The following is a 13,327-nucleotide window of genomic DNA, read 5'->3' on the forward strand; positions in this document are numbered from 1 at the left end:
TCCAGCAGAGCTTCCCGTTTGGCGGCATTTCGCTATATATTTCGCTATATAGCGATTTCACCTCTGCAACGGCGCAGTCCATTCCAATAAGAACTGCCCTCTGCACCGCCAATAACGGAGCTGTTACATGACCATTCTTGCCTCACGTTTTGCCCCTGCCTGCCTTGCATCCTTGCTGGCGGTCTTCGCCATTGGCGCAGTTCAGGCTGACGAAGTACAGGTAGCGGTTGCAGCCAACTTCACCGCTCCGATCCAGGCCATCGCAGCCGACTTCGAAAAAGACACCGGGCACAAACTGGTCGCAGCCTATGGCGCCACCGGCCAGTTCTATGCCCAGATCAAGAATGGCGCACCGTTCGAGGTGTTCCTCTCGGCTGACGACACCACCCCGGAAAAGCTCGAAAAAGAAGGCGACACGGTTAAAGGCTCGCGCTTCACCTACGCCATCGGCACTCTGGCGCTGTGGTCGGCGAAGGACGGTTACGTCGATGCCCAGGGTGAAGTGCTGAAGAAGAACGCATACCAGCACCTGTCCATCGCCAACCCTAAAGCCGCGCCATACGGCTTGGCCGCCACGCAGGTATTGGAAAAGCTCAAGCTGAGCGAATCCACCAAAGCCAAAATCGTTGAAGGCCAGAACATCACTCAGGCCTATCAGTTTGTCTCCACCGGCAACGCCGAACTGGGCTTTGTGGCGCTGTCGCAGATCTACAAGAACGGCAAAGTCAGCAGCGGTTCGGCGTGGATCGTCCCGGCCAGCATGCACGACCCGATCAAACAGGACGCGGTGATCCTCAACAAAGGCAAGGACAACGCCGCTGCCAAGGCGCTGGTTGAATACCTCAAAGGCCCGAAAGCCGCTGCGGTGATCAAGTCTTACGGTTACCAGCTCTAAATGTCGCTGACGAGTGCTGATTTCGCGGCGATCTGGCTGACCCTGAAACTGGCGTCCCTGACCACCGTGATCCTGTTGATTGTCGGCACTCCGATCGCCCTTTGGTTGTCGCGCACCCGCTCGTGGCTGCGCGGCCCGATCGGGGCGATCGTCGCCCTGCCCCTTGTGCTGCCGCCGACCGTCATCGGGTTTTATCTGTTGCTGATGATGGGGCCACACGGCTTTCTCGGCCAGTTCACCCAATGGCTTGGGCTCGGCACCCTGACGTTCAGTTTCACCGGACTGGTGATTGGTTCGGTGATCTATTCCATGCCTTTCGTGGTGCAACCGTTGCAAAACGCGTTCTCGGCGATCGGCACCCGCCCGCTGGAAGTGGCCGCGACGTTGCGCGCCAACCCGTGGGACACGTTTTTCAGCGTGATCCTGCCGCTGGCCCGTCCCGGTTTTGTCACTGCGGCGATTCTCGGCTTCGCCCATACCGTCGGTGAGTTCGGCGTCGTGCTGATGATCGGCGGCAATATTCCCGACAAGACCCGCGTGGTCTCCGTGCAAATCTACGACCACGTCGAAGCGATGGAATACGCCCAGGCTCACTGGCTGGCGGGCGCGATGCTGGTGTTTTCGTTTCTGGTGTTGCTGGTGCTGTACTCCAGCCGTAAAACCCGCGCGGGCTGGAGCTGATCAATGATTGATGCACGTCTTCAACTGGCTTACTCAGGCTTTAGCCTGGATGTCGATCTGCACTTGCCGGGGCGTGGCGTCACCGCACTGTTCGGCCATTCCGGTTCGGGCAAAACCACCTGCCTGCGTTGTATTGCCGGGCTTGAGCGCGCCGACCACGGTTTTATCCGGATCAACGAAGAAGTCTGGCAGGACAGCGAAAACGGGATTTTCGTCCCGCCGCACAAACGCGCACTGGGTTATGTATTTCAGGAAGCAAGCCTGTTCCCGCATTTGTCGGTGCTGGCCAATCTGCAATTCGGCCTCAAGCGCATCGCCAAGTCGCAGCGTCGCGTAGACATGGCGCACGCTACCGAATTGCTGGGGATCGGTCATTTGCTCGAACGGCATCCGCAGCATTTGTCCGGTGGCGAGCGTCAGCGTGTCGGCATCGCCCGCGCGCTGCTGACCAGTCCGAAATTGCTGCTGATGGACGAGCCGCTGGCCGCGCTCGACAGCCAGCGCAAAAACGAAATCCTGCCTTACCTGCAACGCCTGCATGACGAACTGGATATTCCGGTGCTGTACGTCAGTCATGCGCAGGATGAAGTCGCTCGTCTGGCCGACCATCTGGTGTTGCTCAACGATGGCAAGGCCCTGGCCAGCGGCCCGATCGGCGAAACCCTCGCCCGTCTGGACTTGCCGATGGCAATGGGCGATGACGCCGGCGTGATCATTGAAGGTCAGGTCAGCGCCTACGATACGGACTATCAGTTGCTGAGCCTGCAACTGCCAGCCACCGAAATGAACATCCGCGTAACTCATGCGCCGATGGCCGTGGGCCAGGCCTTGCGCTGCAAGGTACATGCGCGCGACATCAGCCTGGCCCTGCACAACGACGCTTTCAGTAGCATCCTCAATCGCCTGCCGGTGACCGTGATCAGCGAGCAAGCGGCAGACAACGCCGCCCATGTGCTGATCCGTCTCGACGCTGGCGGCACTCCGCTGCTGGCACGCATCACACGGTATTCGCGCGACCAACTGGGTGTGCGTCCGGGTCAGCAACTCTGGGCGCAAATCAAGGCAGTCGCAGTGCTCGCCTAAATCCGTTGGCACGACGGCATCAGTGCGCGGTCAATCGTTTTACAGACCGCCGCGCCAACGAAGGAAGCCGCCATGCCCGATACCGCGCTGACCGATGCACTGCCATCCGACCTGCATTACGTCGATGACACACAGCCCGGCATCACCCGCAAAAAACTGCGCGGCAAGTTCAGCTACTTCGAACCGTCGGGCCAGCGCATCACTGATCCGGACGAAATCAAACGCATCAACGCCCTCGCCGTGCCGCCGGCTTACACTGACGTGTGGATCTGTCTCGACCCACGCGGCCATCTGCAAGCCACCGGCCGCGATGCCCGTGGCCGCAAGCAATACCGCTATCACGCGCGCTGGCGCGAAGTGCGCGACGCCGACAAGTACTCGCGGCTGCGCGAGTTCGGCCTGGCGTTACCGAAGCTGCGCAAACAGCTTGAAACATTGCTGGCCGCGCCCGGTTTCAGCCGCGACAAAGTCATGGCCACGGTGATCACCCTGCTCGACGCCACGCTGATACGGGTCGGCAATACGCAGTACGCGCGCGACAACCGCTCCTACGGCCTGACCACGCTGCGCAGTCGGCATGTCGAGGTCAACGGCAGTGCGATACTGTTCCAGTTCCGTGGCAAGAGCGGCATCGAACACCAGATCACCGTGAAGGATCGGCGCCTGGCGCGGATCATCAAGCGCTGCCTTGAGCTTCCCGGGCAGAACCTGTTCCAGTACTTGGACGAAAACGGCGAGCGGCACACCGTCAGCTCCTCCGACGTCAACACCTACCTGCAAACCCTGACCGGTGCCGATTTCACTGCCAAGGACTATCGCACCTGGGCCGGCAGTGCCTTGGCATTGGCGGTTTTGCGCGAGCTTAAACACGAGTCCGAAACGGAAGCCAAACGGCACGTGGTGGAAATGGTGAAGGGGGTCGCCAAACAGTTGGGCAACACGCCAGCGGTGTGCCGCAAGTGCTACATCCACCCGGCGGTGGTGGAAAAATTCATGCTCGGCGCCCTCGCCGAATTGCCCCGGCCACGTGTACGCAAGGGTTTGCGCGCCGAGGAAGTAGCGTTGGCGATGTTTCTCGAACGCATGAGCGAGATGACCGACGCACCTTGATCGATTGCGCATCGTCCTCTAGGCTAGCCACCTTTCCCCTCCTCAGACGACCGCAGAAGTGAACAACTCAGCCCTCTGAAAATGTAATCGCGACACGCCGCAAACGGCGCTTGTCAGTTTTCACGACATTTTTCTGGAGGTGCCGATGACTCACGTCTCGCGTACGCCCGCACTCGTCTCGCTGAATCAACTGGGTTTTCAATTCGCCAATGGCGAGACGATTTTCAACGACCTGAATCTGACATTCGATCATCTGCCGACCGCTATCGTCGGACGCAACGGTGTCGGCAAAAGCGTACTCGCGCGGCTAATTGCCGGGCAGCTGCGGCCCACAACCGGCAGCGTGGTGAGTTCTTTTACTGCGCATTACGTCTCACAAAACTTCGTCGCACCACCGGGGCAAACCGTGGCCGACGCAACGGACGCGGCCTCCGTTCTGGCGGCCCTGGGGCGACTCAACCTGGGGCACGCCAGTGCCGGGGATTTCGACATCATTGGCGAACGCTGGGATTTGCCGGAACGCTTGCGCCAGTTACTCGATGAGTGCGGACTGACCGACATCGCGGCGAACGATCTGACGGCCAACCTCAGCTGCGGCCAGCAAGCCAGGATTGCCCTGATTGGCGCGCTGCTGAGCCCGGCACAATTACTGGTGCTGGATGAACCGACCAATCATCTCGACAGCGCGGGCCGGCAGTGGCTGGCGAAAAAACTCGAAGAATGGCGCGGTGGCTTGATCGTCGTCAGCCATGACCGGCAGTTGCTGGAGCAAATGCGCAAAATCATTGAACTCACGCCTTTGGGCGCCAGCGTCTTCAGCGGTTGTTATTCGGAATTTGCCGAACAACGCCGAATCCATCAAGCCGCTGCGCAAGCTCAATTTGATCAAGCCCGGATCGAACGCCAGCGCGAGCGTTCGAGACTGCAACGCGAGCACGATGCGATCCAGCGCCATGCTGCCGGCAGCCGGCGCAAAGCTGAGACTGCCAACGTGGCCAGCTTCGAACGAGTGGCCGCTAAAGCGGCTGCGAGAGAAATCATAGGCAAGGTGCGCCACGGGCATCGGGCACGTAAATCCGATCTGGATACTCGTGTGCGCGACGCTTATGCGAACGTCGTGCCCGCCGACGGGGTGCTGATCAACCTGCCGGGCAGCGTCGTGCCGAGCAAGCGTCAGGTCTGCACACTGGTCGATGCGTGCCTGCCATGGCTGCCGATTGGTGCGCCTTCTACGCGGGTGAGCCTCGCCATCCACGGGCCGATGCGCATTGCCGTCAGCGGCCCCAACGGGTGTGGCAAATCGACTCTGCTGAACATCCTCGCCAATGACCTGAGACCTGTGTGCGGTGAATGCCTGACCCACGTGCCTTTTGCGTTCATCGATCAACAATTGAAGCTGCTGGATGAGCGGACATCCATCCTTGAGCAACTGAAGGCACAACAAACGCCATTGGACGAAGGCACCTTGCGCAGCTATCTGGCGCATCTGCAACTTAATGCGCGGCGCGTCACCTTGCCCTGTGCCTCGCTCAGTGGCGGTGAACGCCTGAAAGCCGCGCTGGCCCTGGCATTGTGGCGCCAGACGCCGGCGCAATTGTTGCTGCTTGATGAGCCGACCAATCATCTTGATCTGGCATCCGTGGAAGCTTTCGAGCGGGCATTGCAGACATTTCCCGGGGCGATCGTCGCCGTTTCCCACGATCAAACGTTTCTACGCGCCTTAAACCCAACCCATGATTTGATTTGGCATCCGCAAGGCTGGCACCTGCAACCGACGAGTTGACCTGTCTATTTTTTGCACGATCGCTGGGGGCTTCTATAGTTGATGTGACACGAATCAGCTGCGGTGACGCCATGGAAGACATTTTCGTCGTGAAGCGTTGCAACAAGATCATTATTCACGGTCGACGCGCCGAGGACAGCCAGCATGATCCCGCCGAAGCCATTGGCTGGTTCCGCATTTGCGATACCCGAACAGGCGGCTTCATCGGCGATGGCTACGACGCGGAAGCAGACGCACGGCGCGAATGCACCCGTCTCAATGCAGTCAGTTCGCCCATTCCGGCCCGCGAGTCTTCCGGCTGATGCCGAGCAGAAGCGGGTCTATACTGAAACCAGCTGAAGGAGCGGCGCCCCAACGGCAGAAGGCTCGCAAATAGCGGGCTTTTTGCTGCCGCTCAGCGGTTTCACGAACGGAGGTGTTCCATGTCCGAAAAAGAGTCCATCACCACCCTCCTCACCCTGCTCGACGCCCGGCAGGCGCGCCTCGCGGCCGCTTGCAAAGAGATCGCCGACTGGGTCGATCACCAAGGCGGACACCCGACCGCCCTGCGCATCCGCGATCGCCTGAACGATATCGAGAAAGACGCGCCGCTGATCCGCAACACGCTGACAGCGCTCAAGCCAATCGATCGGCCGCTACCTCGGTTCAGATAGCACCGGTCGGCAATAAGGCTTCATACGCGGTGACGCTTGTGCCACCGCGGCGTCGCCTGTGCGGCATTTATATTCTTCGCTCAGGGATTTGGTTCTTTTCACATAACCATCACATCTAAGCGCTTACAGTGAAATTACTCCTTTAGAAAGTCCCCCTCTCACCCGCCCGCATGCGGGTGTTTTTTTGCCTGCAGCTCCACTCACCGAACGGCGCTATCTACGAGTTGTCATAACCTGTACACGTCACGAAGGAGACGGTCCATGGTTATCCATTTCAACGTCGAAGGGCATCTGGCCTGCGGCCACAAAGGCAAGCAACTCACTGCGAGCAAGGAACTCAATCGCGTGAAGTGCCGCAGTTGCCGTAATACCGATGCCTACAAACAGGCGAGAAAAGATCAACGCAATGCAGCCCGACGCAGCGCACGGCACGCAAAAACCACTCATGTCGCAACAAACTGGCGCGCAGAATGGATTGAGCGGCTCACGGCGATGGCCGGGCTTCAACGCTTGCCTCGTGGTTTTGCCGGGCAGGCATTTGTTTAGAGCGGGATAAAAAATGGGCCGAGCAAGTCGGCCCATTTTTGCGTTAGTTGTTATTCAGAAGACAGTTTCACCAGGGATCTATCTCGCAACGAGAATCTCCTCAAGAAAATCAATAAACACATTGATCCGGCTAGACCCCCGGTGATTGGGCAAATACAGCGCATTGATGCAACTGCTCGCACTGCCGGGATTGACCTCATAGTGTTCCAGCAATCGGGTGAGTCGCCCTGCCGCGACGTCGTCGCGCACCAGCCAATCGGCCAGTAATGTCACCCCGCCGCCCGCTATTGCTGCTTCGCGCAGAATATCGGCGTTGTTGCTTTGCAGGCGACCGTGGACGTTGAGCTGGATGGTTTCTTCGTCGCCCTGAAAGGTCCAGTGCAGGTGGGAGCCAGCGTAATCAAAGCGCAGACATTGGTGTTCAAGCAGGTCGCGGGGATGACATGGCGTCGGGTGCCGAGTCAGATAATCCGGGCTGGCCACCACCCAGCGCTGGAACGCCCCGACCCGCTTGCTGACGATATCCTCGCTGACCACCGAGGAGCCGAGGCGCACGGAAACATCGATCTGCTCACTCAAAAGATCACTGACCTGGTCGCTCAACGACAGGCTGATTTCCAGCCCCGGATGACGATCCAGCAGGCGACTCAAATGCGGCGCAATGATGCGCCGGCCAAACTCGACGGGGACGCTGATTCGCAATCGTCCTTGCGCCTCGCTGCCACGATCGGCGACGACCGCGTCGGCCTCATCGATGGCATCGAGAATGGCCACGGCTTTCTCGAAATAGGTTTGCCCGGCGACAGTGACGCTGGTATTGCGAGTCGTGCGGTTGAACAGGCTGGCGCCGAGCTCGTTTTCCAGGCCTGCCACCTGACGCGTCAGCCGAGCACTTTCTTTGGTGGCGATCACCGTGGCTACGTGGATTACCCGGTTGCGCCGGCGACGCCCCAAGAGTGACTTTCTTTGGGCCCACAAGGCAGGAGCCAATGGTGGCTTTACAAAAACTCACGCGGGCTATGGCTCGTCGAAGGATATGACTATTTGCGAGTGAATCGCGGTGCATAGTCCATATTATGGCGGGCAAAAAATAAGGGCTCGCATGAGAAATCTCATGCGAGCCCTTGATATTCATGGTGCCCGAAGCCGGAATCGAACCGGCACGCCCTTACGAGCGGGGGATTTTAAGTCCCATGCGTCTACCAGTTTCGCCATTCGGGCGGTAGCGCGGTGTAGCTCATTTCAACTGCCGAGTCGCGATCCTGACAGGATGCACGCTAAGCAGCAGAGCGGGAAATATATACATCACTTCCCGGTGAAGCAAGTTCGCAATGGCCGTATTCAAGACAAAATCTTGCAGCGCACTGGAAATAAAAAAGCTCCGTAAATCATGGATCTACGGAGCTTGTTTATAGTGGAGGCCGAGGTCGGAATCGAACCGGCGTAGGTGGATTTGCAATCCACTGCATAACCATTTTGCTACTCGGCCTCAAAGCATCTGCTGTCAGTAGCACAACAACAAACACGTACAAATTGGAGCGGGAAACGAGACTCGAACTCGCGACCCCGACCTTGGCAAGGTCGTGCTCTACCAACTGAGCTATTCCCGCTTGGTGTGGCGCATTCTATAGATTTCAGAAGCCCCGTCAACCCTTTGATTCAAAAAAGTTTTATTTCTTTTCAACATCGGTTTTCAGATGTGGCCAGGCAGCGCGAAGGTATTGAACCATCGACCACAAAGTCAGACCTGCCGACACCATCAGCAAGGCATAACCGAGGATCACCCAGAAACTGAAGTCTTTCGGATTGGCCAGCAAAATGACCAGCGCCAGCATCTGCGCAGCGGTTTTCCATTTGCCTAGATTCGATACAGCTACATGAGCACGGGCGCCGAGTTCGGCCATCCATTCACGCAATGCCGATACGACAATCTCACGACCGATGATCACGGCAGCCGGCAGCGTGAGCCAGAGATTACCGTGTTCTTGCACCAGCAGTACCAGCGCCACCGCGACCATGAGTTTGTCGGCGACCGGATCAAGAAAAGCGCCGAACGGAGTGCTTTGTTCCAGACGGCGGGCCAGATAACCATCCAGCCAGTCGGTGGCTGCCGCAAAGGCAAACACCGAGGCGGAGGCCATGTAACTCCACTGGTAAGGCAGATAGAACAGCAAAATGAAGATCGGAATGAGCAGGACGCGTAGAACGGTAATCAGATTAGGGATATTCATCGGCACAACTGGCTACGAGGTGAAGGGGCATTCTACTCGCTATGCAGGTTTGCATAAATCGACTCTGCGAGCTTTTTACTGATCCCCGGGGCTTTGGCGATCTCTTCGATGCTTGCACGAGACAGCTCCTGCAATCCACCAAAATGTTTCAACAAGTCGCGACGTCGGGTCGGCCCGACGCCGGCAACGCCTTCCAGTGTGGACGTGCGGCGGGTTTTCCCGCGGCGTGCGCGGTGTCCGGTAATTGCGAATCGGTGGGCCTCATCGCGGATCTGCTGAATCAAGTGCAATGCGGGTGAGTCGCCGCGCAAGGTGAACTCGTGCGCGGCATCATTCAGATACAAAGTTTCAAAGCCAGCCTTGCGGGTTGCGCCTTTGGCCACACCGAGCAAGATCAGATCCGGGACTGCCAACTCATTGAGAACGTCACGGGCCATCGATAGCTGCCCCTTGCCACCGTCGACCAGCAGAATATCCGGTAACTTGCCCTCGCCGTCTTTGAGCTTGCTGAATCGTCGCGTCAGCGCCTGGTGCATGGCGGCATAGTCGTCACCTGCCGTGACACCTTCGATGTTATAGCGGCGGTAATCCGACTTGATTGCGCCCTCCGGGCCAAAGACCACGCAGGACGCGACCGTCGCCTCGCCGCTGGAGTGACTGATGTCGTAGCATTCCAGACGCTGTGGCGGCTCATCCAGGTTCAACACCTCAGCCAGTGCATCAAAACGCGCTGCCGTGTGCTGCCGATTGGCAAGGCGTGCGCCCAACGCCTGTTCTGCGTTGGTGACGGCCAGTTGCTGCCAGCGCGCGCGGGTGCCGCGCACCCGATGACTTATGGCCAATTCGCGACCACGCAGTTCATTAATCGCCTCAATCAGTGTCGGGAAGTCCTCATGCACGACGTTAACAATCAGTTCGCTCGGCAGGTCGCGCTCCGGGCTGCTGATGAAATACTGCCCAAGAAACGCCGCCATGACTTCAGAAACGTCTTCTTCGATCCCGACTTGCGGGAAGAAATTCTTGCTGCCCAGCACGCGTCCGCCACGGACACTGATCAGATGCACGCAGGCACCGCCCGGGTTGACGAAGGCAGCGATGACGTCAATATCACCCGTGCCCCCTTCCATGCTTTGCTGGTCCTGCACGCGGCGTAGCAGCGCGATCTGATCACGCAGCTCGGCGGCACGCTCGAACTCAAGGTTGATCGCCGCCTCTTCCATTGCCGTGGACAGCTCATTGGTCAGCGCATGACTGCGCCCTTCAAGAAACATCACCGAGTGGCGCACGTCTTCGGCATAAACATCAGGCTCGACCAGCCCGACGCAAGGTGCCTTGCATCGCTTGATCTGATATTGCAGACATGGGCGCGTGCGGTTCTTGTAGTAACTGTCTTCACACTGACGAACGAAAAACGTCTTTTGCAGCAAACTCAGGCTTTCGCGAATGGCGCCGGCACTTGGATAAGGCCCGAAATATTTGCCCTTGGCCTTTTTTGCCCCGCGATGGATGCTTAAACGCGGGAACTGCCCATCTGACAGAAAAACATAGGGATAGGATTTGTCGTCGCGTAGCAGGATGTTGTACGGCGGCCGCCATTCCTTGATCAGTGTCTGTTCAAGCAGCAGCGCTTCCGTTTCGTTGGCGGTGATGGTTGTTTCGACCTGAGCAATGCGACCAACCAATGCAGCCGTTTTCGGCGCCAGCCCGGTCTTGCGAAAGTAACTCGCCAAGCGCTTCTTCAGGTTTTTGGCCTTGCCGACATAAAGCAGGCGCGCATCGCTGTCGAACATGCGATAGACGCCGGGGCGCCCGCTGACGGTAGACAGGAAGGCGCTGGAATCGAATGTTTCAATCATGGTCAGAGGCTGGCATCAACCATGCCGTGACGAACCGCCAACAGTGTCAACTCGACGTCGCTGCTGATCGAAAGCTTTTCGAAAATACGGTATCGATAGGTGTTAACGGTTTTCGGCGACAGGCACAACTTGTCGGAAATGATTTGCACCTTCTGACAGCCGACAATCATCAAAGCGATCTGGATTTCACGCTCGGATAAAGCGTCGAAGGGCGAATCGTTGGACGGCTGAAAGGACTTGATCGCCAATTGTTGAGCAATCTGCGGGCTGATATAGCGCTGACCGGCAAAGACCAGACGAATGGCCTGAACCATCTCCGGCAAACCCGCGCCTTTGGTCAAATAGCCAGCAGCACCTGCCTGCAGCAACCGAGTAGGAAAAGGATCCTCCTCACACACCGTAACCGCGACCACTTTGATGTCCGGATGACTGCGCAACAGTTTTCGCGTGGCTTCCAGGCCGCCGATGCCGGGCATCTTGACGTCCATCAACACCACATCGGGTTTCAACTCTCGGGCCTTGATCAGGGATTCTTCCCCGGATTCGGCCTAGCCCACCACCTGCAAGCCATCAATATCGGCCAGCATCCGTGTAATGCCTGTACGAACGAGATCGTGGTCATCGACCACTAGCACCCTAATCAAGCAGACACCTCGCGATATGGTCTTATTGGGATGCCGGACACCTTAGCAAAAAGTACCGGACAGACCTAGCGGCAAGCATCATTTAAAAAGTTTCAATTCATCATTGAGGGCTTGCCCGCCGTGGGTTTCAGAGCACAGGTGTACCGATATCCAGCTGCATCCGCAGGAAACACTCGTCCTCGCCTTGCACGCGTAGTCCTTTTCTTTCATACAAATATTTCGCCGGGTTATTTTCAAACACGGTGAGTCGCAAAGCCGGGCGCCTTTGCTGATGAGCCATGCCAATAACCTGATCAATCGCCCAGGAACCTGCACCCTGCCGCTGAAAGGCTTCAGCAATCTGCAGCTCACGAATATACAGTGCGCGCGCATCTCGGCTGAGACTGAAAAAACCTGCCGGCACATCATCACGCAATATCAGCCAGTTCTCGCGCCCCAGCCATGCAACATCGAATGCCTCGTCCTGCCACAACAGGTCATGGTGAATGTAGTAACGCAGCATGTTCTGACAAGTAAGGTAGCGCGAAAACGCCAGATCTTCTGTTGTCGCAGGGCGTGCCTGGAATGTCATTGAGCCTGTTCCACGTAAATGACTCGCCCCTGCCATGCACCGGCGTCACGCCGGGCGACCACGAGAAGATCACCCGCCCCCGGCGCCGCAGCAATCAGTGAACCGTCCTCGGACCAAATCGCGCTACGCCCCGCCGACTGCCAACCGCCGGTAAGGCCACTATGGTTGGCCATCAGCACCGCCATCGCATGTTGTCGGGCATAACCCTGCAGCACCGCGGCGTCTGCGTCGTAGCCCTGCTCACCGATTAACACACCCGCAGCGTAAAGGTCGGCGCCTAGATCAGCGGCCGCAGCCGCATGGCTGGCATGAGAGAAATCGGCGCAGACCGCCAGCGCTACCTTATCGTTACCGATGCTCAGGGGTGACCCGCCGAACCCAGCGGCGAAGACCCGCTCCTCGCCCGAGTGCAGATGTTGTTTGCTGTACACCTCAAGCGATCCGTCGGCGCCCAGAACCAGTGCGCCAATCAATACCGCCGAACTGTGTTTCAGTCGAATCGGCATGCCGACGACAGCCGTCACACCCAGTGCGTGCGCCAGATCCCGTAGTGGCTGAAGCACAGCATCCTGTGGATCGATGGCCAATGCCGCAGCCACCTCGCCTTCGTAGCCGGTCAGTGACAGCTCAGGAAACACCAGCAACTCCACACCCTGCTCCCCCGCGACCTCGATGAAGCGCATATGGCTGGCGATGTTTGCGGCAAGATCGCCAGCAATGGAAGTAGTCTGGGCGGCTGCAATGTTCAATGTCGACATGATTCAACCTTGGTCATCAGGCAAAACGCTGAGTGTGTCACAACTCATGCAGCGCTCAAGCAATAGGCATTTGGCTAGCCGCGCTATAGCATTTTCTGATTGCTGAGGCGTGTCGGCCTCTAGTAAGCTCGGCGCATTCATCGGAGACAGACCATGTTCAACGCCCTCTCACAGCTTCGTACCGCCAGCGCACTGCGCTCGGTTGCGGCTGCTCGGGCGAATGACGTTTGCGCTCCGGTCAGCTTTTATTTTGGGTATTGGTTTAGCCACTGGCGCGCCTGATACCCAAACGGCGCCCATAAAAACGGGTCGCCTACCAGAGATTTCTCAACCCCCGGTCGGCTTCCCGACCGGGGGTTTTGTTTTTTCAGGCCCAAAATTTTTCAGCAACACATCAGACACCTTGAGGATTTACGCAATGAACTACGCCACTTATTACCGTTACGACAGCTTTAGCGCCTGGCGATTTAGCAGCCTCCGCTCGGGACAGCCTGCCGCCTCCGATCGGTCACCTAC

13 protein-coding genes, 3 tRNA genes and 1 pseudogene are annotated in these 13,327 nt (G+C 58.1%); 8 read left to right on the forward strand and 9 right to left on the reverse strand.

All coding sequences use genetic code 11. The features are described from left to right. Positions 1–127: 127 nt before the first annotated feature. The 8 genes from modA to IAI51_RS19270 all read left to right on the forward strand — a co-directional run bounded on the left by modA (position 128) and on the right by IAI51_RS19270 (position 6,751). A complete protein-coding gene (gene modA, locus IAI51_RS19235; protein WP_187679921.1) occupies positions 128–895 on the forward strand; it encodes a molybdate ABC transporter substrate-binding protein in 768 nt (255 codons plus the stop codon). Beyond that, positions 896–1,576, forward strand: coding sequence for a molybdate ABC transporter permease subunit (gene modB / locus IAI51_RS19240; RefSeq protein WP_187679922.1), 681 nt, complete (start codon positions 896–898; stop codon positions 1,574–1,576). Positions 1,577–1,579: 3 nt separating this feature from the next. Next, positions 1,580–2,659, forward strand: coding sequence for a molybdenum ABC transporter ATP-binding protein (gene modC, locus IAI51_RS19245; RefSeq protein WP_187679923.1), 1,080 nt, complete (start codon positions 1,580–1,582; stop codon positions 2,657–2,659). 72 nt (positions 2,660–2,731) lie between these two features. Continuing rightward, complete coding sequence (locus tag IAI51_RS19250; protein WP_187679924.1) at positions 2,732–3,769, forward strand: DNA topoisomerase IB; 1,038 nt, start codon at positions 2,732–2,734, stop codon at positions 3,767–3,769. A 145-nt stretch (positions 3,770–3,914) separates the two neighbouring features. Further along, the gene (locus IAI51_RS19255; RefSeq protein WP_187679925.1) at positions 3,915–5,552 is read left to right on the forward strand and encodes an ATP-binding cassette domain-containing protein; all 1,638 of its coding nucleotides are present in this window, start codon (positions 3,915–3,917) and stop codon (positions 5,550–5,552) included. 71 nt (positions 5,553–5,623) lie between these two features. Next, complete coding sequence (locus tag IAI51_RS19260; protein ID WP_187679926.1) at positions 5,624–5,854, forward strand: hypothetical protein; 231 nt, start codon at positions 5,624–5,626, stop codon at positions 5,852–5,854. A gap of 120 nt (positions 5,855–5,974) precedes the next feature. Then, positions 5,975–6,205 (forward strand): hypothetical protein, encoded by a 231-nt coding sequence (locus tag IAI51_RS19265; RefSeq protein WP_123449131.1) that lies wholly within the window; start codon positions 5,975–5,977, stop codon positions 6,203–6,205. Between the two features lie 261 nt (positions 6,206–6,466). Continuing rightward, positions 6,467–6,751 carry a hypothetical protein gene (locus tag IAI51_RS19270; protein WP_187679927.1) on the forward strand — a complete coding sequence of 95 codons (285 nt, stop codon included), beginning with the start codon at positions 6,467–6,469 and terminating at the stop codon, positions 6,749–6,751. Between the two features lie 78 nt (positions 6,752–6,829). On the opposite strand, the gene IAI51_RS19275 is transcribed toward IAI51_RS19270, so the two are convergent. The 9 genes and pseudogenes from IAI51_RS19275 to IAI51_RS19315 form a co-directional block, all read right to left on the reverse strand. Further along, positions 6,830–7,705 (reverse strand): LysR family transcriptional regulator, encoded by an 876-nt coding sequence (locus tag IAI51_RS19275; protein ID WP_262410367.1) that lies wholly within the window; start codon positions 7,703–7,705, stop codon positions 6,830–6,832. A 180-nt stretch (positions 7,706–7,885) separates the two neighbouring features. Beyond that, positions 7,886–7,972, reverse strand: a tRNA-Leu gene (locus tag IAI51_RS19280). Between the two features lie 194 nt (positions 7,973–8,166). Next, a tRNA-Cys gene (locus IAI51_RS19285) sits at positions 8,167–8,240 on the reverse strand. A 45-nt stretch (positions 8,241–8,285) separates the two neighbouring features. Beyond that, positions 8,286–8,361: transfer RNA gene (locus IAI51_RS19290), tRNA-Gly, on the reverse strand. A gap of 60 nt (positions 8,362–8,421) precedes the next feature. After that, positions 8,422–8,982 (reverse strand): CDP-diacylglycerol--glycerol-3-phosphate 3-phosphatidyltransferase, encoded by a 561-nt coding sequence (pgsA, locus tag IAI51_RS19295; RefSeq protein WP_007950102.1) that lies wholly within the window; start codon positions 8,980–8,982, stop codon positions 8,422–8,424. Positions 8,983–9,014: 32 nt separating this feature from the next. Continuing rightward, positions 9,015–10,838, reverse strand: coding sequence for an excinuclease ABC subunit UvrC (gene uvrC, locus IAI51_RS19300; protein WP_187679928.1), 1,824 nt, complete (start codon positions 10,836–10,838; stop codon positions 9,015–9,017). A 2-nt stretch (positions 10,839–10,840) separates the two neighbouring features. Continuing rightward, positions 10,841–11,482, reverse strand: a pseudogene (gene uvrY / locus IAI51_RS19305) (UvrY/SirA/GacA family response regulator transcription factor). Positions 11,483–11,609: 127 nt separating this feature from the next. Continuing rightward, the gene (locus IAI51_RS19310; RefSeq protein WP_187679929.1) at positions 11,610–12,053 is read right to left on the reverse strand and encodes a GNAT family N-acetyltransferase; all 444 of its coding nucleotides are present in this window, start codon (positions 12,051–12,053) and stop codon (positions 11,610–11,612) included. Then, positions 12,050–12,811 carry a carbon-nitrogen hydrolase family protein gene (locus tag IAI51_RS19315; RefSeq protein ID WP_187679930.1) on the reverse strand — a complete coding sequence of 254 codons (762 nt, stop codon included), beginning with the start codon at positions 12,809–12,811 and terminating at the stop codon, positions 12,050–12,052. Before IAI51_RS19315 ends, IAI51_RS19310 begins: the two co-directional genes overlap by 4 nt. Between the last annotated feature and the right edge of the window lie 516 nt (positions 12,812–13,327).

The sequence above is a fragment of the Pseudomonas sp. N40(2020) genome (assembly GCF_014472415.1).
Lineage (GTDB): Bacteria > Pseudomonadota > Gammaproteobacteria > Pseudomonadales > Pseudomonadaceae > Aquipseudomonas.

What these genes read in the sequence shown, in the direction of transcription:
- modC (WP_187679923.1), top strand. Translation starts at nt 1,580, where the DNA reads ATGATTGATGCACGTCTTCAACTGGCTTACTCAGGCTTTAGCCTGGAT.
- IAI51_RS19250 (WP_187679924.1), top strand. Translation starts at nt 2,732, where the DNA reads ATGCCCGATACCGCGCTGACCGATGCACTGCCATCCGACCTGCATTAC.
- modB (WP_187679922.1), top strand. Translation starts at nt 896, where the DNA reads ATGTCGCTGACGAGTGCTGATTTCGCGGCGATCTGGCTGACCCTGAAA.
- IAI51_RS19260 (WP_187679926.1), top strand. Translation starts at nt 5,624, where the DNA reads ATGGAAGACATTTTCGTCGTGAAGCGTTGCAACAAGATCATTATTCAC.
- modA (WP_187679921.1), top strand. Translation starts at nt 128, where the DNA reads ATGACCATTCTTGCCTCACGTTTTGCCCCTGCCTGCCTTGCATCCTTG.
- IAI51_RS19270 (WP_187679927.1), top strand. Translation starts at nt 6,467, where the DNA reads ATGGTTATCCATTTCAACGTCGAAGGGCATCTGGCCTGCGGCCACAAA.
- IAI51_RS19315 (WP_187679930.1), bottom strand. Translation starts at nt 12,811, where the DNA reads ATGTCGACATTGAACATTGCAGCCGCCCAGACTACTTCCATTGCTGGC.
- IAI51_RS19310 (WP_187679929.1), bottom strand. Translation starts at nt 12,053, where the DNA reads ATGACATTCCAGGCACGCCCTGCGACAACAGAAGATCTGGCGTTTTCG.
- pgsA (WP_007950102.1), bottom strand. Translation starts at nt 8,982, where the DNA reads ATGAATATCCCTAATCTGATTACCGTTCTACGCGTCCTGCTCATTCCG.
- IAI51_RS19255 (WP_187679925.1), top strand. Translation starts at nt 3,915, where the DNA reads ATGACTCACGTCTCGCGTACGCCCGCACTCGTCTCGCTGAATCAACTG.
- IAI51_RS19265 (WP_123449131.1), top strand. Translation starts at nt 5,975, where the DNA reads ATGTCCGAAAAAGAGTCCATCACCACCCTCCTCACCCTGCTCGACGCC.
- uvrC (WP_187679928.1), bottom strand. Translation starts at nt 10,838, where the DNA reads ATGATTGAAACATTCGATTCCAGCGCCTTCCTGTCTACCGTCAGCGGG.